Source organism: Methylobacterium sp. 391_Methyba4, assembly GCF_029691625.1.
GTDB classification, from domain to species: domain Bacteria; phylum Pseudomonadota; class Alphaproteobacteria; order Rhizobiales; family Beijerinckiaceae; genus Methylobacterium; species Methylobacterium fujisawaense.
The window spans coordinates 2,203,539-2,225,729 of record NZ_CP121475.1; the positions used below are offsets into that span (position 1 = coordinate 2,203,539).

Below are 22,191 nucleotides of genomic sequence, written 5' to 3' on the forward strand. Positions count from 1 at the left end.
CCGCCGCAACTCCTACGTTGGGCCGGCCAGACCTAGCGCCGGTTCAGGCGGTCGGGCGCGTCTGCCATGGCCGCGCATAGCCTGACGTACGCCGACCAGCCATCGCGATGGCCCATCTGCGACGCTTGATCATAGTAGGCACAAGCTTGCGACCGGCCATCCATTCCGCCCACTGACGTTTCAAAGTAGTGGCCGAGATTGAACGTTGCTTGGCCGCTGCCAAGGCGCGCCGCTTGACCCCAATAATCGAGCATGTCCCGGGTCCGGTTCACGTAGGGCGGCCTATCTCGGGCGAGGTTCCCCAAATACAAAATGGCGCGGCGATGGCCGGCTCTCTCTGCTTTGTGGTAGTAGGCTTCAGCTACGGCGAAATCCTGCCGCACGCCGGTATCGCGCTGATGGTAAAGGCGTCCTAACCAGAACGCGGCCTCCGGGTCGCGACGTCGGTCTGCATCCAGTAGAAGCCGGTGGCCTTCCTGAAGGGCGTCCAAAGCCGACGCGGAAATCGACGGCCGGACTTGATCATAGATGTACATGAGGGCAAGATAGGTTTCCCCCCGGGTGTTGCCTGCCTCCGCGCGTACGAAGTATGAGTAGGCGTCCTTGACGCCTGGGTAGGGACCTTCCTGTTCTTTGAACGACAGCTCTCCCAAACCGACGAGAGCTGCCGGGTAAGAGACGCGTTCCGCTACGAGGTAAGCTTGGCGTGCCGCGTCGATGTTGCCGGCTGCGTGATAGGCTCTGCCGAGCTGGAAATGCATGCGCCCATCGCGGTCGTCAACCGAAGCTGCGGCTTGGCAGATCGGGATCGCCGCAGTGAAGTCGATGAACATCCGTTGCACACCTCTGACCGAGCGCGGCCGTCCTTCATCGTCGGGCGAAGCTGCCAACGCATCGCATTGTGCGTGTGCATCTGGCCCCGGCATCGGTGTGGCCGCGGCGTCCCGACTCGCGGCTGACTGCAGCGTTGGCGCGGGCTCCGGCGCCAAGTAGAAGTCGGAGGATATATTGGTCTCCACGGTCGGTAACTGGGCCGTTTCTGGTCCGAAATTGCTGGTAAGCTGCTCGACCTGACCGGCAACTGTTCGAGCTATCGTTGGAAACGACATGCTCGAGGTCTTTAGTGATTTGATAAACAATCGCGTAAATACCGAATTTTTATCTCGGTCCTCAAGATTTAACTTGTCCAATGCGCTTCGACCGGAGCTGGTCGCATAAAACTCAAAGTATTTTCCCCGTTGCGCTAACTCGCGATCCTCTTTGCGGCCCCGATCATGGATGGTCAGGCGAAGTGGATGTTGCTGAAGAGGCACTACAAGGGTTGGCGCCCCGACGAACGGATCGCGTCGGCACGCATCGATCACGGATACGACCAATGCCGTCCCGCGACTTCGCAGTTCATCCCTGATCTCATCGACGGCGAAGGAGTCCGCTATCGCCGCATCCTCTTGACTCGCGTGATACCGCGCCATGTCGGCCGGTACGAGATAGCGTTTATTGGCTTTCTCAAAACCATGTCCAGCGAAGTAGAAAAACACAATGTCGCCCGGCGACACTCTGCTTTTAAGTCTATAGATTGCCGCGTCCATTCTGTCCCACGAAGGGTCGACAAGCGATTCGACGTCGAACCCGACTTTCTTAATTGCCTTGTAGACCGCGTCTGCGTCGTCGACGGAACTTGGAAGACCGGGTAAGCGTCGGTAGTTCTCAATACCGACGACAAGCCCAATCCGTTTCGGGACTGCCGGATGTGTGGTTGTGCACGAGACCGCAAGAAAGACGGATGCCAATGCGAAACGGATCATGGACCCTCTCCCGCAAAAGACGCTACCAACCTCGATGAGAGCTCTCTCAGGTCAAGTCGGAGCAAACTTGGCCGTTTCCGAGTGCGGCGGATTAAGTAAATAAACCGATTTCGACGGACATTGTCTAGAGGTGGGCACAGAGTGCGAAGAACTCGTTAGACACCTGTTCGGGTGCGCGACCTGGTCGGCCGCGGGTCGCCGACGCGAGCGGCGCCTCCTGGGGCCCCGCAACCACTCGACACGTCGGCGAGATCCGGCGGGAGGCCGTCATGCCAGTTCCGCCTTTGAGTTCAAGGCTCGCCATCGGTGCTCGGTCGGCGTCAGTCCGTAACGGTGCCTGAAGCTCCGGCTGAAATGGGCTTGGTTGATGAATCCGCAGCCGTAGGCGAGCGCGCTCACGGACATATGGGCATGGCCGGGATCCGCCAACCTCTGTGCGGCGACCTCTAGACGCCGCCGCCAGATCCACCCGGCGATGTTGCGGTCGCGCTCGCGGAAAAGCTCCTGGAGATAGCGCAACGACATTTAGATTGCGGCTGCGAGTGTGTGGGGATCGAGAGTCGGATCGCCGAGTTGCGCTTCGATGTAGGCGGCGGCGCGCTGAACGATGAGCGTGCCTCGGACGGACTTGGGCGCCTCTCGCGCGAGGCGCTCCGCGATACTGGCGACCAGGAGGTCAATGCCGATCGACGCTGCGCGCGCCGCCGTATCCGGCGGCAGGCGCTCATGGGTGCGGACCAGTCCGTCGAAGAAGCCGGTGACCAACGACGTGCTGGCTTGGTCGGTACCGATCGTCAGGGCCGTGTACCGCCGCGTCGACCCGAGCGCCTGCTCCAGGCTCGCGCGAGGCACTTCGACGAGAAGCGTCCTGCTGTCGGCCGAGGAAGCCATCACGGCCGTACGTCGATCCAGCACGGCGAGGTCTCCGGCGAGCAGGATCGACCTGCGATTGAACCGCCCCGGGATTTTCGGAGGATAACTCTTGAGAGACTGGAGCCATGACGAAGCATACCCGACCCTTCTCCCCCGAGGTCCGCGCGCGCGGTGCGGATGTACGAGGCGAACTTCCGGGTCTACGACGTGCGCAAAGTCTGGCGGCAGCTCACCCGCGAAGGAATTGTTGTGGCGCGCTGCACGGTGGTCCGGCTGATGCGATCGATGGGCTTGGCTGGCGTCGTCCGGGGGCGGAGGGTTCGCACCACCGTTCCCGATCCGGCGGCGGCCTGCCCGCTCGACCGGGTCAATCGGCAGTTCAGGGCCGAATGCCCGAACCGGCTATGGGTGGCGGATTTTACATACGTCGCGACCTGGAGCGGCTTCGTCTATGCGGCCTTCGTGATCGACGTCTTCGCCCGCCGGATTGTGGGCTGGCGTGTGTCGCGGTCGGCCCGGGCAGACTCCGTGCTCGATGCTCTGGAGCAGGCCCTGCACGAACGCCGCCCCTTCGCTGGCAGCGGTCTCGTCTGCCATTCCGACCGCGGGTCTCAATACGTGAGCATTCGCTACACCGAGCGCCTCGCCGAGGCAGGCATCGAGCCCTCTGTCGGCAGCGTCGGGGATTCCTACGACTGTGAGAAGGTGCGTGCAGCCTGTGGGGCCTGACCCGTCCTTACGATTGACCGCGTGTCATGGCATTGATCTGTCGGCCCTCCAGGCTGCACCCGGGGCGTCACGAGACGTGACCTGATAGGAGCTTGAGGGAGTGCCGTCCCGTCACAGTCCTGTCCGCTCGCAGATCGCCTTCGGGTTCTACCGACCTGGAGGACCTGTATGCACGCTATCACACCGGACGCCGTCTTCATCGGCGTCGACACGCACAAGGATGTCCACGTCGCCGTCGCGATCAACGGATTGGGCGCACGGCTTGCCACCGCATCATTCCCGGTGACCAGCGTGGGGTATCGCGAGGTGGCAGCCTGGGCGGCCAAGCACGGTGTCGTGCATGCCTTCGGCATCGAGGGAACCGGCTCCTACGGTGCCGGCCTCACGCGGGCCCTGACTGCCATGGGCTTGCGCGTCATCGAAGTTGGTCGGGTCAACCGGCAGCTCCGTCGCCGCCAGGGCAAGACCGATACCGTCGATGCAGAGTCGGCTGCTCGGGCTGTTTTGGCCGGCGAGGCTACCGACGAGCCCAAGCTCGGCGATGGGGCCGTCGAGATGATCCGTCACCTCAAGATCGCTCGCGACACCGCGCTCAAGGCGCGAACCCAGGCGATGGTCACGCTCAAAACGCTGCTGGTCAATGCACCACAGGCGCTACGCGAGCGGTTCATCGGCATCACCGGCAAGATGACGCTCATCCGCGCGATCGCCGCGTTGCGGCCGGGAGCGCCGGTCTCCACCACCGCGTCCGCCAAGGTGGCGCTTCGCGCACTGGCCAATCGGTGGCTGGTGCTGGATGCCGAGATCAAGGAGCACGACGCCGTCCTCGAACAGTTGGTGCGGGCCCAGGCCCCAGCGCTGATGGATGCACCTGGCGTGTCGACCGGCACCATCGCCGAGATGCTCGTCGTTCTGGGCGACAATCCCCAGCGGATCCGGTCGGAAGCCGCATTCGCGAAACTCTGCGGCGTGTGCCCGGTGCCGGCATCGAGCGGAAAGACCAGTCGCCATCGCCTGAACCGCGGTGGTAATCGCCGGGCGAACGCCGCCCTGTACCGCGTCGCTGTGGTCCGGATGCGGCATCATCTGCCGACCCGAGAATACATCCAGCGCCGAACTAACGAAGGCAAGTCGCCTCGCGAGATCCGCCGATGCTTGAAGCGCTACATCGCCCGAGAAATCTACCGGCACCTGTGTATCGGGTCGGCTTCAGTGCCCGACAGAAAAACCGCTTGACCGCTATAGGAGCATCAATGCTCTGGCCGAGACGATCATCGGCCTGTTCAAGGCGGAGGTGATCCATCGACGCGGGCCGTGGTGGTCGTTCGAGGCGGTCGAGTACGCCACGCTCGAATGGGTGGATTGGTTCAACACCCGCCGCTTGCTCGAACCAATCGGCAACGTGCCTCCCGCCGAAGCGGAAGCGCGTTACTATACTCAGGCCGAGGTGCAAGCCTTGGCCGCCTGACCCAAACCAAACGGCCTCCGGAAAACCCGGTGCGGTTCACTCGCCGCTGGCCGACTTCTTCAACGGCCTCCAAGGCTCACCTCAAGGGATGCCTCCAGCGCAGACATACAAGTCCGCTCGAACCCTTTCGCGATCTCGAAGATATAGGCGGGCCGCCGCTGGTCACTGGGGACGACGGACCTTCTGCTCCGATCCCCGGCCACGACGCGGCGGCGGGTCCTCGTAGCGGCATCACCGACCGGGAAGTGGTCCCCGAACGTAGGTCGGCCGCTTCGCGATTTCTCCGATTTCGCCTTGTCCTGCAAGACGTTCCAGTGTTCCGCCAAGACGCCGCCGGCGACGTGCACGACGTCGCTGGTGACCCCGGACCCTTCGCTTGCGGGGCTTCCTTGCCGAGAAGCAGATCGTGTTACCGAGGTGCGATGGCTTTATCCTGCTGGCGGTCGACCTCGTCGCGCAAACCGCGGCCCGCCATGAGGATCTCGGCCATGAACGCGCCGATCGCGGCGACGGTGCAGATCAGAGCAACTCCAAAACACGCGAACAGAATCGAGGCGGTCGCCACATCGCGGAGCGCTCCGACGAACAACGTCAATACTGCGATCCCGATCAAGCAACCGCCCAGCGAGGCGAGCACTACGGCTACGTCGAGCAACAGGGAGCGCCGTCGCAGATAAGCGGACCTCCGCATGAGGCGCGTCGCTTCTGCCGCGGTAGCCCTCTCGATTTCCGCGGAGATGGCGTTGACCTTGTCGGAGATCCGACCGAGGCGAGTCGAGAACACGTTCAGCAACGTTGCCAGCGCCGAGAGCAGGAAGGCGGGTGCGAGCGCCACCTGAATGATGTGCGCGATGCTATCGGGCGCGGTCGGGTTGGGAGAAAATCCGAACATGGTCCTATCGATCGCCGCGACGAACTTGTGGGGGCATCGAACCCGCTTCGCCTTCGTCGCTACTTCAGTCGTGCGGTGCACAAACGCTCGGGCTTGGTACCTAGCGGTCGATCATCGCGAGCTATCTAGTTCTAAGGCCCATTCGCTCCAACCGCTCGTGATCCTGGTTGTGGTGGTCGGTGGCGTGTAGCGCTCCGCTGGTCGGATCTTGGAAAGCGTTCAGCATAGCCCTGACCAGTCCTTCAGACCCGCTCGTGATGATTTCGATATTGCGCCGGCCACATGCGCTTCGGACCGCATCGCAGAGAGTTTGCGGGCCCGGATTCGTCGACACCCTCCTGCGGAAGTGTCGACTCTGTCGCTCGCCCTAGGACGTGAGTTAGTTGAGTTACTCGACTGCGACGGTCGCGTCGACTCTGCCATCTACGCTTCGGGATAGCTAAGTGTTATCGACTTCATTCCCGTGGTAAATTTCCAGCGGTACTGCAGTTCTGCGACGATCCGGCTTCGAAAGTGTCGAGATGCGATCGCGGATTCGGAGCGGACCGTGCCGCCGCACCGGGGGTCTGGCCTTCGCTCGATTTATTAACAGGACATCGAAGCGCTCGGCTTCGGCGCTTACCTCTCGCAAGTGGAGACTGTCGTGTGAGCGTCGAGCGCTTCGCTCTCGCCGAGTACCCCAGCGGGCATGCGGGATCTCCTCCGCAAGCTCCTGCGGGAGGCCTCGAACCGAGCGGGGTGCTCAAGCAGTGACGTCTGCAAACCGATCTCTGAAGTCACGTCGGTCATGTGGTGCGGTCGAAGCCGACTCCGATCGCGAGCGCGTGTGCTTCTGCCGACGGCCAGAGGCGCCTTTCGGAGATCAGCACGACGATCGTCTCCGGCTCCCGAAAATCACTTTCGACCGGTGCCACGTGCGAATTTCGTAGCCGTGTCGCGAGGACAGGCTATCGATCGAATGGGACGAGCGTGCCCGAGAATTCTCGGAAAGTTCAACTCGAACGGTATAGCTTCTTGCGGGATCGACGAATAGATGCGGACGGTCTTTCCGGCCGAATCGTAGGCTCCTGGACCGAGCGGATGTAACCGAGAGCCTCTCTCGTCGAACTTCGCGCTGAGCAGACAGTCGCGCTGAACCGTCGATCGGAAGCCCCAGCGCCAGGATCGTAATCTATCATGCCGTATCGAGCCCGTATCGAGGCCGTAGCGACGATGCGAATGGTGCGGAGGTGATCTAACGTTTAGTTTGGTCGAGGGTGCCTGAGCTCGTGCCGTCGAAACCACCCGGCGCCTCAAGCGCACGATGCTTGCGATTCAAGGTTTTCAGAAATGCGATTGCTTCTAAGGGAAACTCGAATGTTCAAGCGCGTCATCGCCGCCGCGGCGCTCGTGGTGGCGCCATTCACGTCTGCCTCGGCGTTGGAATATACCAAGTCGGTCGACATCGCCGCCGCTCCCGAGACGGTCTGGAAGGCGATTGGTGAGTTTTGCGGAATTGCCGATTGGCACCCGGCGGTAGAAAAGTGCACCCTGTCCGAGAAGGATGGCAACACGCTGCGCACGCTTACCCTTAAGGACGGCGGCACCGTCGTCGAACGACAGGAAGTCCGCGACGATGGCGCGATGAGTTACACCTATACCATGCTCGACGGCGTACTCCCGGTCGCGGACTATAGATCGACGATCCACGTGGCGAAGTCTGGCAACGGTTCGAAAGTCACTTGGACCTGCAACTTCCGGTCGAAGGGCGCCCCAAACGACAGAACCAGGAAGGCGATTTCCGGCATCTACGAAGCCGGTCTCAGGGGTATCTCCGGTAAGGTCGAGCGAGGGCTCTGACGGTGGATGGCCGACGTTCTATCCAGGAACGACGTCGGTTCCCAGCCTGGCCCGGGTTCGACAAAATGCCTCGAATCTCCCCACGATCGTGATCCTGAGGCGCCGTTCCTGGATCAAGCGGGGGCCGCACGATCTGCAGATCCTGCACGAGACGACCGCGCGCGCGTGGTGGGTGAATGTCGTACGCCGGGTGGCCTCGAAGCGGCTCGTGCACCTGTTTGGCGAGCCGTACGGGCCGCCCGGCCCAGCCGGGTGATATCGCCGTATCGACGGCCGCGAAGATCTTCGAATTGTCGGACACAATCGCGTCCCACGGTCCCGGTGTGGCTGGCAGCCCTGTCGATTGGGCCGCCGAGCCATCCGGCGCACCAAAGCGTGTTGGGGGCCAGGGAGTTTCGGCAGCTCTCCCCTCAAAGCGCTCGCGCGACCATGAACATCCCGGAACTCGTCGAACCCCTCGCTCGTGCAGGCAAATTCGCGAGCTCGGCGCGACCGCCGTTCCGTTCCGAGCTCGCACAACGCCTCGCCCGTCCGAACTCCACGCGAAATCCCGCTGTCACCGGCGAGGCGCCGCATTCGTCGATCAAGTCTTCGCGCGAACCCTCAAGGTCTCTCGCCGTCGCGGCGATCGAGCAAGGCGAGCGCGGAGCACACGACTCCTTCAAGCAACGGTCTCTCGGGTCGAGCGCGCGCGAGCACGCGCAAGCCCATAAGCGAGCCCAGGAGGTGCTGGGCCAGTGTCGCGGGCGGCAGCGACCGCGTAATGGTCCCGTCCTCTTGCCCCGCCTCGACGCGATTGCGGAAAAACGCTTCGAGACGGATCAGGAGGTCACCGACGGTCTTCCGAAACTCCGGCTCGTGTTGGGCCGTCTCCAGTGCTGCGTTGACCAAAAGGCATCCCTTGTGCTCGGGGTCGCCCAACGAGCGGTCGAGGATCTCGCGGAAGAACATGGCGATCGCGTCCCGCCCGGGATGTGTTTCGAGCCGCCGGATCCTTTCGGCGATCGTGCCCTCGACGTAGTGGTCGAACGCCCTCTGATACAAGGCACGCTTGTCGCCGAACGCGTTGTAGAGGCTCGCCGTGGTCAGTCCGGTCGCCCCACTCAGGTCCTTGATCGAGGTGGCGTCGTACCCGTGGCGCCAGAAGCAGAGCATGGCGGCATTGAGCGCCGCACCCTCCTCGAACTGCCTCGGCCTCGCCATCGCTCGTCTCTCGTGCCCGCAATCCGCCGCTTCTGTCACGAACGCGGCCCTTGCGCATTCTAGAACGGACATATTAAAACTCGGGAACTCTTCGCGCAAATCCGGCGTGCCGATCTTCGGTAGTGGAAGATCGCCGCGTCGATTTGGGAGGATCGCCATGGGGCGATGGGAAGAACCTGCGGACTTCCGCTGCCGATCCGCCCGTCCGGGAAGTACGGGATTGCGCACGTCGCACGAGGTCGCGATCGAGGATCCTCGCAGTCCCCTTCCAGGGTGAGATCCCCACGCCGCTCGAGAGGACGGCACTTCTGGTCGTCGTCGTAGGCGGCCTCCTCGCCGCGTCATCGAACGCGGAGAGGCTCGACCTCATATCCATCCGCAGCACTCGAGAACGCAGATGATCCGCTTCTACTACCATCCGACGCCCAATCCGGCGAAGGTCGCGCTGCTCCTCGAAGAGCTCGCCCTGCCCTACCAGACGATCCCGATCGACACGAGCCGGGGCGAGCAGCACGCTCCCACCTTCCGCGCCGTCAATCCGAACGGCAAAGTGCCGGCGATCGTGGACACGGACGGGCCCGGCGGCCGGGAGGCCCGCGTCTTCGACTCGACCGCGATCCTGCTCTACCTCGCAGAGAAGACCGGCAAGCTCCTCGGCGCGCCGGACGACCGCCCGGAGCTGCTCTCGTGGCTCCTGTTCGTAGCGTCCGGCCTCGGTCCCTTCTCGGGCCAAGCCGTCCATTTCCAGTTCGCTGCGCCCGAGGGTCTGGACTACGCACGCAACCGTTACCGGCGGGAGGCCGAGCGGCATTATCGCGTGCTCGACGACCACATGGCCGGGCGCGACTGGATCGTCGGTGACAGCTACACGATCGCCGACATCTCGGCCTGGGGCTGGCTCGACCGCGCCCAGCGCGTGCTGAAAGGTGAGCCCGATCCGCTCGCGGCCTACCCGAACCTCAAGCGGCTATTTGCGATGGTCGACGGGCGTCCCGCTGCAGCGCGGGCGCGCGCCGTCGGCAAGGACTACACGTTCAAGACGGTCAACGACGAGGAGACCAAGCGCGCGCTGTTCCCCTCGAACTTCCCGCCCGCAGCCTGAGCCGGGCCACAGGAGACGTGTCATGACCGATCCAGCCGAATACGTCCCACCCAAGGTCTGGACCTGGGACAGGGCCAACGGCGGCCGCTTCGCTAACATCAACCGGCCAGTCGCAGGAGCGACGCACGACAAGGAGCTGCCCGTCGGCCAGCATCCCCTACAGCTCTACTCGCTCGGCACGCCGAACGGGCAGAAGGTCACCATCATGCTGGAGGAGTTGCTAGCGATCGGCCACGCGGGTGCCGAGTACGACGCCTGGCTCGTCAGGATCGGCGACGGCGACCAGTTCGGCTCCGGCTTCGTCGAAGCCAATCCGAACTCGAAGATCCCGGCGCTGGTGGATCGCAGCGCCGCTAAGCCGATCCGCGTCTTCGAATCCGGGGCCATCCTGACGTACTTGGCGGAAAAGTTCGACGCCTTCCTGCCTTCGGAGCAGCCGGCGCGCGCCGAGACGCTCTCTTGGTTGTTCTGGCAGATGGGTTCCGCCCCCTTCCTCGGCGGCGGTTTTGGGCACTTCTACGCCTACGCGCCGACGAAGCTCGAATACCCTATCAATCGCTACGCCATGGAAGTGAAGCGGCAACTCGACGTGCTCGATCGAAGGCTGGCGGAACACGAATTCGTCGCCGGCGCGGAGTACACCATCGCCGACATGGCGATCTGGCCTTGGTACGGTGGCTTGGTGAAGGGGTGGCTGTACGACGCAGCCGATTTTTTGGCCATCCAGGACTTCAAGAACGTTCTCCGTTGGGCCGAGCAGGTTTTCGCGCGACCGGCAGTGCGGCGGGGTCGCAAGGTCAACCGGATCACCGGCGAGCCTGCGGACCAACTCCACGAGCGCCATGACGCCAGCGATTTCGACATGGGGACGCAGGACAAGCTTGCCGGAGCGTAGACATGGACGACCCGCCAGGAGCTTCCGCTCGCCGGCGGGTCGAGCGACGTCGACCTCGCGGTCGCGCGATCCCTGCTCGGTGCAGGCGCAGGGGTTCTCGTCTCAGGCCGCCGTTCCGACCCGGTCGTGGCGGCCGAAGTCGCGTTCCTCTGCGGCTGCCGACCGAGGACGGATCGAGCGACGTCGCAGCGATCTGGCCACTTGGCTCGATAGCCGGGGCACGACCGACGTCCGCAATTCGCCGCGCGCTCCGTGGACGCAGGACGGTCCGCCGCGAAGATCGCTCTACGCGTCCGCCGCCACCTGATCCCGGCTCACCGTACTATCCGCACGCGGCCGGGAGCACGGACTCACTGATGACGGTTCGTGGACGGCGAAAGGCAGCTTGTCTCGACCGCGCATCATGTCTCGGCCCACTGCCGAAGCAGATTGTGGTAAGTGCCCGTCAGTGAGACGAGCGCTTCGTGCCCCGGGAAGTCGCGGGTCAGGTGCCTGATCGACGTGTCGAGGTCGAACAGCAGAGCCCGGCGCGTCCGGTCGCGGATCAGGCTCTGGATCCATAAGAACGACACCACCCGCGAGCCGCGCGTGATCGGCGTGACGTTGTGCAGGCTGTCGGCGGGATAGATCAACAGGTCGCCATCCGGGAGATTGACGGCGTGGCTGCCGTAGGTGTCGTAGACCGTAAGCTCGCCGCCGTCGTATTCGTCCGGTCCGCTGAGAAACGGCGTCGCCGAAATGTCCGTGCGAATACGTTGGCCGTCCAGCGACTGCCAGATGGCGCTGTCGATGAGTGCGCCGAAGGTCATGCCGGCGTCGTACCGGTTGAACAGCGGCGGGCACATGGTGTGCGGCAGCGCGGCCAGAGAAACAGCGGGCTACGCTTGAGCGCGAGCATGACCATGCCGCCGAGTTCCTAGGCCTCGGGCGCGTCCTCCGGCAATTGCAGGTTCTTCTTGACCTGCGTCGATTGGAACCCGGCGGGCGCCCACCCATTGGTCCAGGCTGCCTGATCCATGATGGTCCGGCACCGGGCAACCTGATCCGCGCTCAGGACCTGCGGGTTGTGGACGAGCATCGGAGGGGCTCCCTTCGCCTAAGCGTTTTCAGCTGAGATCAGGCGCCGGTCGGGAAACGCGGTCGCGTCGCGCCGCACTGCCGCCGTGTTGCGCCGCTTGCGCAGCCACATCAGCACGCCGGTGATCGCCAGCAGCGTGGCCAGCGCCCCGCAGAGACCGGCAAGCGCCGCCCAGTTCGGGCCGTGTGAGCGGCCCTGGTACATCAGCGGCCGAGAAGGTCGTTTGGAGCGCGGCCAAATTCCGAACGATCCGGAGCTCGACGATCGAAACTTGCGCCATGCCCGGTAACTTAATTCGGGCTGACTGCGCCAGTTGACATCGTGAATTGCCCAGATTGGCTCGTGAAGCCGCAATCCAGAGCAGGTATGCCGCGCGTCCTAAATTTGTCGCCAATTGTATCTTTCCGAGCCCTACTCGATTGCATTCCCGAGATCCCAGCGATAATCGCCGCCGCGAAGATCGGCGCAATGGCGGCAGATAGACGAACATGATTGAAAACGCTCACAAAGTAGATGCTGATATGATGGAGCTGGCTGCCAGGATCGTATCGGCCTACCTTTCCAAGAACGCCGTACCGGTCGGCGACCTTCCGCCTCTGATCCGAAGCACTTACGCATCTCTTTCTGGTTTAGACGCTCTGGCTTGGAGACCGGCGGCACACTCGCGATATCCGGGCGCGACGTCCGAGAAGCCAGGCGCAGCGCGGATCCGCCGGTCCGTGCGGCCGGACGGGCTCGTCAGCTTCGTCGACGGCAAGACCTACAAGACGCTCAAGCGCCACCTCACGGCTCATGGGCTGCACCCGCAAAGCTACCGCGAACGCTACGGCCTGCCTGCGGACTACCCGATGGTCGCCCATAACTACGCCGAGCAGCGTTCGCAGATCGCAAAATCGATCGGCCTCGGACGCGTCGAGCGTCCGTGTGGCCCGGCAAAGGTGGATCGTTCGCTGTTGGCGTCTCAAGCGAGACGACACTCCAGCGACGTCTCGTCAAATTGCGTTACGCCTCAAGGCCTTCGCTACGCGCGCTGAACCAGCCGGTGATGGACGACATCACCGACGCAGGTACTCACCCGCGGGACACGACGCCGGAGCCACGGGTCCAGCCATCAAGACGGGATCGTGTGGGTCGTCGGCAGGGTGGCGAGGCGCCCGGGCCTGAGAAGCAGCGCCACCAAGCCCGTCCACCCGGTCTGATGCATCGCTCCGAGCCCCGCGCCCGTATCGCCGTCGAAGTACTCGTGGAATGGGATGCAGTCGCGCAGGTGCGGATCGTCGGCGAGCGCGCCGTAGGACGCGAGCACCGGCCGGCGGCCGTCCGGGCCGCGCAGGAACAGCCGGCAGAGCCGGCGGCTCAGCTCGTCGGCGACCTCCGGCAGGCTGAGGTATCGCCCGGACCCGACCGGGCACTCGAAGCGGTTGTCGTCGCCGTAGAACGTCCCGAACCGGTCGAGGGCCTCGATCAGGAGGAAGTTGATCGGCATCCAGACCGGCCCGCGCCAGTTCGAGTTGCCCCCGAACGTGTCGGTCGTCGACTCGGCCGGCTCGTAGTCCACGCCGTAGCGCGCGCTGCCCCAAGCGAGAACGAAGGGATGCGCGGCATGCGCCTTCGACAGCGAGCGGACGCCGTGGTCGGACAGGAGCTCGGACTCGTCGAGCATGCGCGCCAGCAGCGCCTTCATGCGGTGCCGGCGCAGCAGCGACAGCAGCATGTGGTCGCCGTCCGGTCCGGGCGCCGGTCCCTCGCCTTCGCCCTGGCTCCAGTGCGAGACCAGTGCGGCGAGGTCGGGGCGGTTGCGCAGCATCCACTCGGCCCGGCGGGCGAAACCCGGGAAGCGGTCGCGCAACGCGACGTCCAGCACCTCGACGGCGCAGAGCGGGATCAGCCCCACGAGCGAGCGTACCCGCAAAGGAAGCATCCGGCCGTCGGGCAGGTTCAGGACGTCGTAGAAGTACTCGTCCGCCTCGTCCCAGAGCCCGACCCCGCTGCCGCCGATGTCGGTCATCGCCTCGGCGATGTAGAGGAAGTGCTCGAAGAACTTGGTCGCGATGTCCTCGTAGACCGGATCCTCCGCGGCCAGCTCGAGGGCGATCCGCATCAAGTTCAAAGTGTACATCGCCATCCAGGCGGTGCCGTCCGCCTGATCGATGGTGCCGCCGGTCGGTAGCGCCGCCGAGCGGTCGAAGATGCCGATGTTGTCGAGGCCGAGGAAGCCGCCCTGGAAGACGTTGCGGCCGTCCGCATCCTTCCGGTTCACCCACCAGGTAAAGTTCAGCATCAGCTTATGGAACACCCGCTCCAGGAAGGTCCGGTCGGGCCGCCCGGTGAGGGCGGCGTCCATCTGGTAGACACGCAGGGCCGCCCACGCGTGCACCGGCGGGTTGACGTCGCCGAAGGCCCACTCGTAGGCCGGCAACTGGCCGTTGGGGTGCATGTACCACTCGCGTGTCAGCAGCACGAGCTGACCCTTGGCGAATTCGGGGTCGATCAGCGCGAAGGTCACGCAGTGGAAGGCGAGGTCCCAGGCCGCGTACCAGGGATATTCCCAGGTGTCGGGCATCGAGACGATGTCGGCATTGTTGAGGTGCGCCCAATCGCTGTCGCGTCCGCGCCGCCGCTCCGGCGGGGGCTCCGGCTGGGTCGGGTCGCCCATCAGCCACCGGCGCACGTCGAAGTGATAGAACTGCTTCGACCAGAGCATTCCGGCGAGCGCCTGGCGCTGGACGAGGCGGGCGTCGGGGTCGGCCATGCCCGTCTGGAGGACGGCGTAGAAGGCGTCGGCCTCGGCGATCCGTTGCGCGAACACCGCCTCGAACCCCACCGGGTCGAGGCTCGGTGCGTCCGCCAGGCTGAACCGGTAGCGCAGCTCGATCGTCTCGCCGGGCGCGAGCCTGTGCCGGCTCAGCACCGCGCATTTCGTGCCCTCGTGCAGCGGGTTCACGTGGCGCCGGGTCTCCGCCACCACGTCGTCGTTGATCGCGTCCTTCGGGTGGTACGATCCGCCCGCGCCGAAGAGGCGCGCGGCATTGGTCTCGTTCTCGCAGAACAGGAACTCGGCCGGCTGCAGGGCCGTGAACAACCGCCGGGGTCCCGCCGCCCGGGTCGCCTCCACGCATGAACCCTCGACGAGTCGGAGGAGCGGCCGCTTGGGATCCGTCCGCCACGACCACGTGTTGCGCGACCACAGGTGGGGCAGGACGTGGATCTCGGCCGCCTCCGGCCCGCGATTGACGACCGAGACCCGCATCAGCACGTCCTCGGGCGAGGCCTTGGCGTACTCGACCGTGACGTCGAAGCACCGGTTCTCCGCCATCACGCCGGTGTCGGCCAGTTCGTACTCGGGCATGTCGCGGCCCTTGCGCCGCCCGTTCTCGGCGACGAGGTCGGCGTAGGGGAACGCCGCATGCGGGTACCGGTAGAGCATCCGCATGTACGCGTGCGTCGGAGTGCCGTCGAGGAACCAGTAGAGTTCCTTTACGTCCTCGCCGTGGTTGCCCTCCGCGTTGGTCAAACCGAACATGCGCTCCTTGAGGATGGGATCACGCCCGTTCCAGAGGGCCAGCGCGAGGCACCAGAGCTGCTTGTCGTCGCTGAACCCGGCGATGCCATCCTCGCCCCAGCGGTAAGCCCGCGAGCGGGCGTGGTCGTGGGGCAGGTAATCCCAGGCGGTGCCGTCCCGGCTGTAATCCTCGCGGACCGTGCCCCATTGCCGCTCGGCGAGATATGGTCCCCAGCGGTGCCAGCCCTCCGCGGCGCAGGCCCGCAGGCGGCGCCCCTCCTCGGTCTCGAACAGGGGGGATGGGGTCCGGTCCTCAGGCATCGCCGTCTCCCTCAGTACGCGTCGAGGCAGAGCATCCGGCGGATCCGGATGTACTCGCCGAGCGACCAGGCCTGGAAGGGGCAGCCGCCGGGCTGATGGGGCGCATCGCCGTCGGCGACTTCGCTGACATGGCCCAGGCCGGCCTCGCCGAGATGGCGCTCCAGCGGTGGCAAGAAGCGGGCCCGCCCCTCCATCAGGACCGCTTCGCTGCGGTCGCGGACCGCGAGCCACGCGTCGACGAAGGGGCCGAGCAGCCAGGGCCAGACCGTGCCCTGGTGGTAGGCCCCGTCCCGCGTCCGCGCGTCGCCCCCGTAGCGGCCGGAATAGGCGGGATCATCCGGCGACAGGCTGCGCAGGCCCAGCGGGGTCAGGAGCCTGGCCTCGACCGCATCGACGACGGACCTCGCGTCGTCCCCGGTCAGCAGCGGAAACGGGAGGCCGCCGACGGCGAAGATCTGGTTCGGGCGCAGGGTCGCATCGTGCGTGCCGGGAACGTGGTCGACGTCGACCACGTCGAACAGGCCGCCGTCCGGATTGGGGAACCGCCGCGCGAAGCTCGCCCGCGCCGTCGTTGCGATCGTGGCAAAGTGCGGTTCCCAGCGCGTGGCCGCGATGTGGAGGGCGTTGATCCACAGCGCCTGGACTTCGACCGGCTTGCCGATGCGCGGCGTGACCACCCAATCGTCGACCTTGGCGTCCATCCACGTGAGCTGCGTCCCGGGCTGGCCAGCCGCGATCAGGCCGTCCGCATCGGCCCGGATGCCGAAGCGGGTGCCGGCCGCGTAGCCGTCGAGGATCGCCAGGCAGGCCGCCCGCAGCGCCGGCTCCGATCGAACAGGACGCCCGGCCGCTCCCGAGGCGGTCAGGAAGTCGTGCACGGCGACCACGTACCAGAGAGAGGCGTCGACGGAATTGTATTCCGGCTGCTCGCCGGCATCGGGGAAGCGGTTGGGCATCATGCCCGCGCTCACCGCGCCGGCCCAGGCCGTCAGGATGGCCTCCGCGGTCTCGAGTTCACCGGTCGCCAGCAGCAGGCCGCGCAGGGCGATGAAGGTGTCGCGGCCCCAATCCGTGAACCAGGGGAAACCCGCCACCAGGGTACTGCCCCGGCCCCGGTCGACCCGGTAGCTCCCGGCGCTCCGCCGGAGGTCCGGGCCGAGCCGCGCGGCTCGCGCCGCGGCGACCATCCGGTCGGCCAGGGCCCTGACGCGGACCGGCGCGCTCTCACCCGCGCGCAGCAGCATGAGAGCGGTCTCGGGCCCCGTGAGATCGAAGCGGAAGCTGCCCGGCGCGGCGAGATCCTCGACGCAATCGAGCCCGCGCTCCTGCTCAGCGGCGTAGAGGAACTGGTGGTACCAGTCCGGCGCATGCCGATAGGTGCCGGTGGTCAGGGCGGAGATCGCGGGCCGATCCGGATAGGGGCGCCACGTGACGCAGGATCCGACCTCCGCGCCGCCGACTTGCGGCGTGAAGTCGAAGGCCAGATTGGCGGATTGCAGGCCGTGATAGTCCCGTCCCGAGAGCAGCGGGACGACGACGAGCGCGCAGGGACCGGCGCCCGAGATCCGCCGCCAGCGCAGCAGCGTGTCGCAGGAATCAGGGTCGACCAACAGCTCCTGGGTGATCTCGGTGCCATCCGCGAGCCGGAACGTCCAGGATGGCCAGGGCTCGTGGGTGAAGGCCGCCACCCGCTCGAAGCCGCGCGGATGGATCACGTCCGGATGGTAGCGCTGGGTGCTGAGATCGGTGTGTCCGGCCGCGGTCTCCACCCACGCCTCGATGCCGTTGACGAGGACCGTCCGTCCGGTCGGCGGGTGCGCCGCCGTGAGCAGGAGCGCGTGGTATCGGCGCGTCCGGACGCCCGAGACGGTGCCCGAGACGAAACCGCCGAGCCCGTCGGCCTCCAGCCACTCGGAGTCCTCGCCCGGCAGGGTCATCGCGTCAGCCATCCCAGAGTTACGCTCCGTCCGCGCGCCATCCGGCGTGCGCCGCCACACCCAGATCCGGCGCGCTGCCGGCACTCAAGATCACGGCGCGATCGTCGCGCCGAGGAGAACCCCGAGGTTCGCTCCAGCCAGCGCCCTTCCTCATCCTGACGATTGTCGCCTTCGCCCGAACTCTTCGTGCTCCGAAGCTCGCCGGGACCAAAACCATGACCCCATCCGCTTTCGCCGCCATCGCGCTCATTGCCGTCGCCGCCCTTCCGGTCTGCGCCGCGCCGGTCGACCATTTGCCGGCGGCCGGTGCGGCTCGTCCCCAACCAGGGTCAGGGGTCCGTCATAGCCGCCGTCCCGAAGCGCCTCCGCGCCCCGCAGCTCGGCCAGGGCGGCGCCCACCACGACGAGGCCCGGTCGCTGCGCGCCCGTCATGGTGCGTCACCCTCGGCGAGGCCGGCCGGCTCGACCGCGATGGCCCGGACGGGGCAGGCGTGTTGCGCCCGCTCGATCGGCAACCGCTTCGTCTCCAGCGGCGCGGGGTCGTAGAACAGGATCTCGTGACCGCGGACCTCGAAATGGACCGGGGCGGCGTAGCAGCACTGGGCATAACCCTGGCAGCGGTTGAGATCGACGACGACGCGCATTGACGGACTCCGGAAGGATATGCGGACGAACGCCCGGTCGGAAGCCCCGCCGGTTCGAACGCCGAAGCGGCTCATGTCCAGGCTCCCAGGCGGCCCGAGTCCAGCGCCTCCCGGGTGCAACGGTAGCCGAGTTCGGCCGTCGTCGCGAAGCTCGACCACGCCCGCAGGTCGACCCCGGCCAGGGCGGGCTTGAGCAGCACGGCGGCCCGAGTGACTGCCGCCGTGGTCTGGGCGTCGCTCGACACCATCGCGGAGCGCAGCAGCAGGTGGGCGATATCCGGGAGTTGATCCGAGATGCCCAGGAAGCGCCGGAACGCCTGCGCGCCCCGGCCCTGTCGCGGCATGACCTGGAAGGCGGCATCGCTGCCGACATCCACGGCGAGCACCGGCCCGCGATCGAGGTCGGCCATCACGTCGGCGGGCAAGTTGTTCATCATGCCGCCATCCACGAGGATGCCGTCGGCACTCGCCACCGGGGGCAGCAGGCCGGGGATGGCGATGCTGGCGCGGATCGCCCGGTCGAGGGGGCCGGCCCAGTGGACCATGGCGGTTCCGGTCGTAAGGTTCGAGGATACGCAGAAGAACGGGCGCCAGAGATCCTCCACGCGGGCATCCCCGAACCGCTCGGCCAGCCCCGCATCGACCTTGGCCCCACGCGTCAGGGCGTGGAACGGCAGGGTGTAGTCGTCGAGGGGGTTGCGCCCGAAGGACGCGACCGTGTGGGTCTCGATCGCGTCGAGGCTCCAGTCCAGGGCGACGCTGGCGGCCAGGATCGAGCCCATGCTGGTGCCGCCGACGAGGTCGATGTCGAGCCCGGCCTCGGCGAGCGCCCGCAGGACGCCGAGATGTGCGAGGCCGCGGGCCCCGCCGCCGCCGAGTACGAGGGCGCGGGCATGGCCGGACGCGATCCGGGCGAGCCGGGCGAAGTCGCCGCCATGGGTCTCGCGGACCTGGAGCCGCAGGGAGAAGGGCAGCGCGGCGACGTCCGGATGCAGGGGGCGCGGCAGGCGGACCCCGGCGGGCTGCGCCACCGCGAGGTCCATGCGGATCCAAGGGGAGCGGATCGCGGCGAGATAGGCGGCAGCGCCCGGCCGCGGCGGCGCGCCGGGCTCGGCGAGCAGCAGGACGTGGTCGGCATGGCGCAGGCAGAGTTGGCACCACGGGCAGTCGATCTGGTGCGCGACGAAGACCGTACGGTCGTGCGCCTGCTCGTAGCGGTGGAACCACGCCTCGTCCGCCTCGGGCGGCCATTCGGACAGGCAGCCGGTCCGCCCCGGCAGCGCGGCGTCGAGGGCCTGCGCCAGCCGCTTGCCGAAGGCCGTCGCCGTACGGCCCTCGGTCACCGCCAGGACGGCGAAGCTCCGTGGCGCGTGGCGTAGGGTCAAGCCCGTATGGGCTGTGCGCAGGCGCGCGGCCAGGATCCGGGCGAAGTAGAGCAGCGTCCCGGGATGGGCGGTGATCAGATCGGCGAACGCGTCTCGGGAGAGCCGCAGGAGGTGCGTGTCGCGCAAGGCCGTCGCGGTGATGGAGCGCGGTTCTCCCGTGAGCAAGTTGAGTTCACCCACGACGTCCGGAGGGCCGAGGCGGAAAAGACGCCGCACGCTGCCGTCGCGCGGGTCGCGGGTCGAGAGGCCGAGCGCGCCGCTCACGAGCGTGTAGAGCGCGTCGGCCTCCTCCCCTTCCTCGAACAGCGACTGTCCCCCGGCGACCGCGACCGAGGTCATCCGCGACCGGATCGCGTCAGCGGCATCCGTATCGAGGCCGGCCAGGAACGGGATTTCCGCGCTCCCCGGGTCCCGGGCGGCTGGGACGGGTGCCACGTCGCAGGCGCCGAGGCGCTCGGCCTCCGTCGCCCGCAGGCCGCCGACCCCGGCAGAGCGCGGGACTGCCTCCCGGGTCACGCCTTGAGGAACGACACCGGGGTGCTCAATGCTGTGCGCGATGCTTCGGTCGCGTCCGGGCTCGGTGCTCATAGGACGGAGCGTCTCTGCAGGTTATCCGCCAGGATCGCGAGCGCGGGGCCGCTCTCGACGCGGCCTAGGCCGATGCGCAGGCGGTCCGCGGGGACCGGTGCCAGCGCCGAGTACCACAGGCCGGAGGGCAGCACGAGGACGCCGTCCCCGGAGGCGAGGCCGCGCGCGAAGGCGCTTGCCCCCTCCCGCCCGCGGAAACGGGGGCAGGCGAAGGCCAGGTTGGTCGGCTCGTCCGGATCGAACAGGTCGGGATAGCGGTCGAGCAGGTCGCGCAGACGGTGATGGTTGCTTTGCCCGATCGCGCGGGCGCGGCCGGTCAGGCGCGGCTCGGCGCGCAACGCGACCTGCGCCAGGATCTCGCTCGGCCCGGCGAGGCAGCTCGACAGCAGGCTCTTGGCGGCGACGACGCGGTCGAGGAGCCCGCGGTCGCGGCAGGCGGCCCAGCCGACGCGCAGGCCCGGAAGCCCGAACCCCTTCGACAGCCCGTTGATGGAGATCCCGCGCTCGTACAGGTCGACGACCGGCGGGACGGCTCGCTCTTGGTCGAGGTCGGTCTGACGATAGACCTCGTCGTTGACGAGCCAGAGCCCGTTTCGGCGACAGAGGCCGATCAGACCGTCCAGGGTCGTCCGATCCAGCGTCGCACCGGTCGGGCTGTTGGGGAAATTCATCAGCACCAGCCGCGTGTTCGGACGGATGGCGGCCGCGAGGCGGTCGAGGTCGAGGCTCCAGTTCCGGTCCGGGCGGAGGGCGACGCCATCGGCCGCGCACAGCCGCGTCACGGTGAGTTCCGAGGGTTGGTAGATCGGGACCACCACAACCGCGTGATCGTCCTGACCGAGCAGTGCGCTCAGCACGCAGGCCACCGCTTCCTGCGCCCCCGCGCTGACGAGAACGTCGTCGGCATCGAGCCGGTGATAGCGGGCGGCGACGGTCGCGCGCAGCCAGGAGGCGCCGCGCGGGTCGGCGTAGCCGAGATCGGCCTTCCGCCAGCGCAGACGGTCCTCCGGGCCGGCAAGTCGTAGCAAGGCGGCGAGCGGCACCGGCTCCGAATCCGAGGCGGCGAGGGCGTGGTGCGCGCAGGTCGACCAGCGTTCCAGGTACACCGCCAGCGCAAAGGACCGCGAGGGGGCGGTCCCGCGGTCCTCCAGCATATCGAGAGCGGGCGCCTCCATCCGAGTGCCGGCCCACAGGCCCGGTGCAGCGTCATCCTTGAGCGCCATCGCCGACCTCACGCGCTCCGTGCCGACGCGGCGACGCGCAGGTAGGTCGCGCCGATCCGCGTGGCGGCCCGCAGCGTCCCGCTGAGCGAACTCGCCACCTTCGAGGATCCGCCCAAACGGCGCCGGTAGGGCATCGGCACCTCGCGGATGCGCAAGCCCGCACGCGCGGCCTGCATCTGCATCTCGATGTTCCAGCCGTAGGTCAGCTCGCGCAGGTCGAGGGCCTGCAGCGCGGTGCGATCGATGGCGCGGAAGGCGCACATGTCGGTGTAGCGGACGCCGTAGCGCAGGCCGATGCCGAGCCCGGCGAGGCGGCCGGCGAGCACCTGATGCCAGAGCATCGCGCCGGGCTCGCGGCTGCCCAGGGTGCGCGAGGCGAGGACGAGGTCGTGGTGTCCGGCGAGCACCGGCCGGGCGATCCGGTCGATCAGGTCGCCGCGATCCGCGCCGTCCCCGTCGAGGTAGACGATCACGCGCGAGGCCGGATCGGCCGCGGCCGCACCGAGCGCGCAGGCCCGGCCGTAGCCGCGCCCGGCCTCAATCACCCGGGCGCCCGCGGCCCGGGCGATGTCCCGCGTCCCGTCGGTCGAGCCGCCGTCGGCGACGACGATGTCCCCCGCGTAGGCCGGCGGGATCTCGCGGATCGCCGCGCCGATCGCCTCGGCCTCGTTCAGGGTCGGGATGACGATGCTGACCGGATGCATCGC

At 66.9% G+C, this 22,191-nt stretch carries 18 protein-coding genes and 3 pseudogenes; 7 read left to right on the plus strand and 14 right to left on the minus strand.

Annotated elements, in window-relative coordinates; genetic code table 11:
• Nucleotides 1-32: 32 nt before the first annotated feature.
• The 3 genes from P9K36_RS10220 to P9K36_RS10230 form a co-directional block, all read right to left on the minus strand.
• Nucleotides 33-1,805: a caspase family protein gene (locus P9K36_RS10220; RefSeq protein WP_278306998.1), complete on the minus strand. Its 1,773-nt coding sequence runs from the start codon at nucleotides 1,803-1,805 to the stop codon at nucleotides 33-35.
• 267 nt (nucleotides 1,806-2,072) lie between these two features.
• On the minus strand, nucleotides 2,073-2,330 hold the full coding sequence (locus tag P9K36_RS10225) for a helix-turn-helix domain-containing protein (RefSeq protein WP_278306999.1): 258 nt from the start codon (nucleotides 2,328-2,330) through the stop codon (nucleotides 2,073-2,075).
• On the minus strand, nucleotides 2,331-2,720 hold the full coding sequence (locus tag P9K36_RS10230) for a hypothetical protein (RefSeq protein WP_278307000.1): 390 nt from the start codon (nucleotides 2,718-2,720) through the stop codon (nucleotides 2,331-2,333).
• A gap of 132 nt (nucleotides 2,721-2,852) precedes the next feature.
• Here P9K36_RS10230 and P9K36_RS10235 point away from each other — a divergent pair.
• The 3 genes and pseudogenes from P9K36_RS10235 to P9K36_RS10245 all read left to right on the plus strand — a co-directional run.
• Nucleotides 2,853-3,374 (plus strand): annotated as a pseudogene (locus tag P9K36_RS10235) (IS3 family transposase); the annotation flags it as partial.
• 201 nt (nucleotides 3,375-3,575) lie between these two features.
• Nucleotides 3,576-4,643: an IS110 family transposase gene (locus tag P9K36_RS10240; RefSeq protein WP_278307001.1), complete on the plus strand. Its 1,068-nt coding sequence runs from the start codon at nucleotides 3,576-3,578 to the stop codon at nucleotides 4,641-4,643.
• A gap of 16 nt (nucleotides 4,644-4,659) precedes the next feature.
• Nucleotides 4,660-4,875 (plus strand): annotated as a pseudogene (locus tag P9K36_RS10245) (IS3 family transposase); the annotation flags it as partial.
• A gap of 409 nt (nucleotides 4,876-5,284) precedes the next feature.
• Here P9K36_RS10245 and P9K36_RS10250 read toward each other — a convergent pair.
• Entirely contained in the window at nucleotides 5,285-5,767 is a 483-nt protein-coding gene (locus P9K36_RS10250) for a DUF2721 domain-containing protein (RefSeq protein ID WP_278307002.1), read from the minus strand.
• A 785-nt stretch (nucleotides 5,768-6,552) separates the two neighbouring features.
• A complete protein-coding gene (locus P9K36_RS10255) occupies nucleotides 6,553-6,681 on the minus strand; it encodes a hypothetical protein (RefSeq protein ID WP_278307003.1) in 129 nt (42 codons plus the stop codon).
• Nucleotides 6,682-7,123: 442 nt separating this feature from the next.
• On the opposite strand from P9K36_RS10255, the gene P9K36_RS10260 reads away from it, so the two are divergent.
• Nucleotides 7,124-7,606: an SRPBCC family protein gene (locus P9K36_RS10260; RefSeq protein WP_278307004.1), complete on the plus strand. Its 483-nt coding sequence runs from the start codon at nucleotides 7,124-7,126 to the stop codon at nucleotides 7,604-7,606.
• Between the two features lie 603 nt (nucleotides 7,607-8,209).
• On the opposite strand, the gene P9K36_RS10265 is transcribed toward P9K36_RS10260, so the two are convergent.
• Nucleotides 8,210-8,968, minus strand: a complete 759-nt coding sequence (locus P9K36_RS10265; protein ID WP_347568054.1) for a TetR/AcrR family transcriptional regulator — start codon at nucleotides 8,966-8,968, stop codon at nucleotides 8,210-8,212.
• 238 nt (nucleotides 8,969-9,206) lie between these two features.
• Between P9K36_RS10265 and P9K36_RS10270 the strand changes: the two genes are divergently transcribed.
• Together P9K36_RS10270 and yghU are read left to right on the plus strand one after the other, a co-directional pair.
• Entirely contained in the window at nucleotides 9,207-9,911 is a 705-nt protein-coding gene (locus tag P9K36_RS10270) for a glutathione S-transferase C-terminal domain-containing protein (protein WP_278307005.1), read from the plus strand.
• A 22-nt stretch (nucleotides 9,912-9,933) separates the two neighbouring features.
• Nucleotides 9,934-10,806: a glutathione-dependent disulfide-bond oxidoreductase gene (yghU, locus tag P9K36_RS10275; RefSeq protein WP_278307006.1), complete on the plus strand. Its 873-nt coding sequence runs from the start codon at nucleotides 9,934-9,936 to the stop codon at nucleotides 10,804-10,806.
• 401 nt (nucleotides 10,807-11,207) lie between these two features.
• Here yghU and P9K36_RS10280 read toward each other — a convergent pair.
• Together P9K36_RS10280 and P9K36_RS10285 are read right to left on the minus strand one after the other, a co-directional pair.
• A pseudogene (locus P9K36_RS10280) lies at nucleotides 11,208-11,884 on the minus strand (Fe2+-dependent dioxygenase).
• A gap of 18 nt (nucleotides 11,885-11,902) precedes the next feature.
• Nucleotides 11,903-12,088 (minus strand): LPXTG cell wall anchor domain-containing protein, encoded by a 186-nt coding sequence (locus tag P9K36_RS10285; RefSeq protein WP_278307008.1) that lies wholly within the window; start codon nucleotides 12,086-12,088, stop codon nucleotides 11,903-11,905.
• A 284-nt stretch (nucleotides 12,089-12,372) separates the two neighbouring features.
• Here P9K36_RS10285 and P9K36_RS10290 point away from each other — a divergent pair, with 284 nt between their 5' ends.
• Nucleotides 12,373-12,918 (plus strand): MucR family transcriptional regulator, encoded by a 546-nt coding sequence (locus P9K36_RS10290; RefSeq protein WP_278307009.1) that lies wholly within the window; start codon nucleotides 12,373-12,375, stop codon nucleotides 12,916-12,918.
• Between the two features lie 77 nt (nucleotides 12,919-12,995).
• Here the strand turns inward: P9K36_RS10290 and P9K36_RS10295 are convergent, their stop codons facing one another.
• The 6 genes from P9K36_RS10295 to P9K36_RS10320 all read right to left on the minus strand — a co-directional run bounded on the left by P9K36_RS10295 (nucleotide 12,996) and on the right by P9K36_RS10320 (nucleotide 22,188).
• Nucleotides 12,996-15,707, minus strand: a complete 2,712-nt coding sequence (locus P9K36_RS10295; RefSeq protein WP_278307010.1) for a glucosidase — start codon at nucleotides 15,705-15,707, stop codon at nucleotides 12,996-12,998.
• An 11-nt stretch (nucleotides 15,708-15,718) separates the two neighbouring features.
• Nucleotides 15,719-17,656: an amylo-alpha-1,6-glucosidase gene (locus P9K36_RS10300; RefSeq protein ID WP_278307011.1), complete on the minus strand. Its 1,938-nt coding sequence runs from the start codon at nucleotides 17,654-17,656 to the stop codon at nucleotides 15,719-15,721.
• 416 nt (nucleotides 17,657-18,072) lie between these two features.
• On the minus strand, nucleotides 18,073-18,288 hold the full coding sequence (locus P9K36_RS10305) for a ferredoxin (protein WP_278307012.1): 216 nt from the start codon (nucleotides 18,286-18,288) through the stop codon (nucleotides 18,073-18,075).
• Nucleotides 18,289-18,359: 71 nt separating this feature from the next.
• A complete protein-coding gene (locus P9K36_RS10310) occupies nucleotides 18,360-20,261 on the minus strand; it encodes a patatin-like phospholipase family protein (protein ID WP_278307013.1) in 1,902 nt (633 codons plus the stop codon).
• Nucleotides 20,258-21,484, minus strand: coding sequence for a pyridoxal phosphate-dependent aminotransferase (locus P9K36_RS10315; RefSeq protein WP_278307014.1), 1,227 nt, complete (start codon nucleotides 21,482-21,484; stop codon nucleotides 20,258-20,260). Before P9K36_RS10315 ends, P9K36_RS10310 begins: the two co-directional genes overlap by 4 nt.
• An 8-nt stretch (nucleotides 21,485-21,492) precedes the next feature.
• Nucleotides 21,493-22,188, minus strand: a complete 696-nt coding sequence (locus P9K36_RS10320; protein WP_278307015.1) for a glycosyltransferase family 2 protein — start codon at nucleotides 22,186-22,188, stop codon at nucleotides 21,493-21,495.
• Between the last annotated feature and the right edge of the window lie 3 nt (nucleotides 22,189-22,191).

Excerpts from the sequence above, each read along its gene's own strand:
- P9K36_RS10220 (WP_278306998.1), bottom strand. The coding sequence starts at position 1,805 with ATGATCCGTTTCGCATTGGCATCCGTCTTTCTTGCGGTCTCGTGCACA.
- P9K36_RS10225 (WP_278306999.1), bottom strand. The coding sequence starts at position 2,330 with ATGTCGTTGCGCTATCTCCAGGAGCTTTTCCGCGAGCGCGACCGCAAC.
- P9K36_RS10240 (WP_278307001.1), top strand. The coding sequence starts at position 3,576 with ATGCACGCTATCACACCGGACGCCGTCTTCATCGGCGTCGACACGCAC.
- P9K36_RS10250 (WP_278307002.1), bottom strand. The coding sequence starts at position 5,767 with ATGTTCGGATTTTCTCCCAACCCGACCGCGCCCGATAGCATCGCGCAC.
- P9K36_RS10260 (WP_278307004.1), top strand. The coding sequence starts at position 7,124 with ATGTTCAAGCGCGTCATCGCCGCCGCGGCGCTCGTGGTGGCGCCATTC.
- P9K36_RS10265 (WP_347568054.1), bottom strand. The coding sequence starts at position 8,968 with ATGGCGATCCTCCCAAATCGACGCGGCGATCTTCCACTACCGAAGATC.
- P9K36_RS10270 (WP_278307005.1), top strand. The coding sequence starts at position 9,207 with ATGATCCGCTTCTACTACCATCCGACGCCCAATCCGGCGAAGGTCGCG.
- yghU (WP_278307006.1), top strand. The coding sequence starts at position 9,934 with ATGACCGATCCAGCCGAATACGTCCCACCCAAGGTCTGGACCTGGGAC.
- P9K36_RS10285 (WP_278307008.1), bottom strand. The coding sequence starts at position 12,088 with ATGTACCAGGGCCGCTCACACGGCCCGAACTGGGCGGCGCTTGCCGGT.
- P9K36_RS10290 (WP_278307009.1), top strand. The coding sequence starts at position 12,373 with ATGATTGAAAACGCTCACAAAGTAGATGCTGATATGATGGAGCTGGCT.
- P9K36_RS10295 (WP_278307010.1), bottom strand. The coding sequence starts at position 15,707 with ATGCCTGAGGACCGGACCCCATCCCCCCTGTTCGAGACCGAGGAGGGG.
- P9K36_RS10300 (WP_278307011.1), bottom strand. The coding sequence starts at position 17,656 with ATGGCTGACGCGATGACCCTGCCGGGCGAGGACTCCGAGTGGCTGGAG.
- P9K36_RS10305 (WP_278307012.1), bottom strand. The coding sequence starts at position 18,288 with ATGCGCGTCGTCGTCGATCTCAACCGCTGCCAGGGTTATGCCCAGTGC.
- P9K36_RS10310 (WP_278307013.1), bottom strand. The coding sequence starts at position 20,261 with ATGAGCACCGAGCCCGGACGCGACCGAAGCATCGCGCACAGCATTGAG.
- P9K36_RS10315 (WP_278307014.1), bottom strand. The coding sequence starts at position 21,484 with ATGGCGCTCAAGGATGACGCTGCACCGGGCCTGTGGGCCGGCACTCGG.
- P9K36_RS10320 (WP_278307015.1), bottom strand. The coding sequence starts at position 22,188 with ATGCATCCGGTCAGCATCGTCATCCCGACCCTGAACGAGGCCGAGGCG.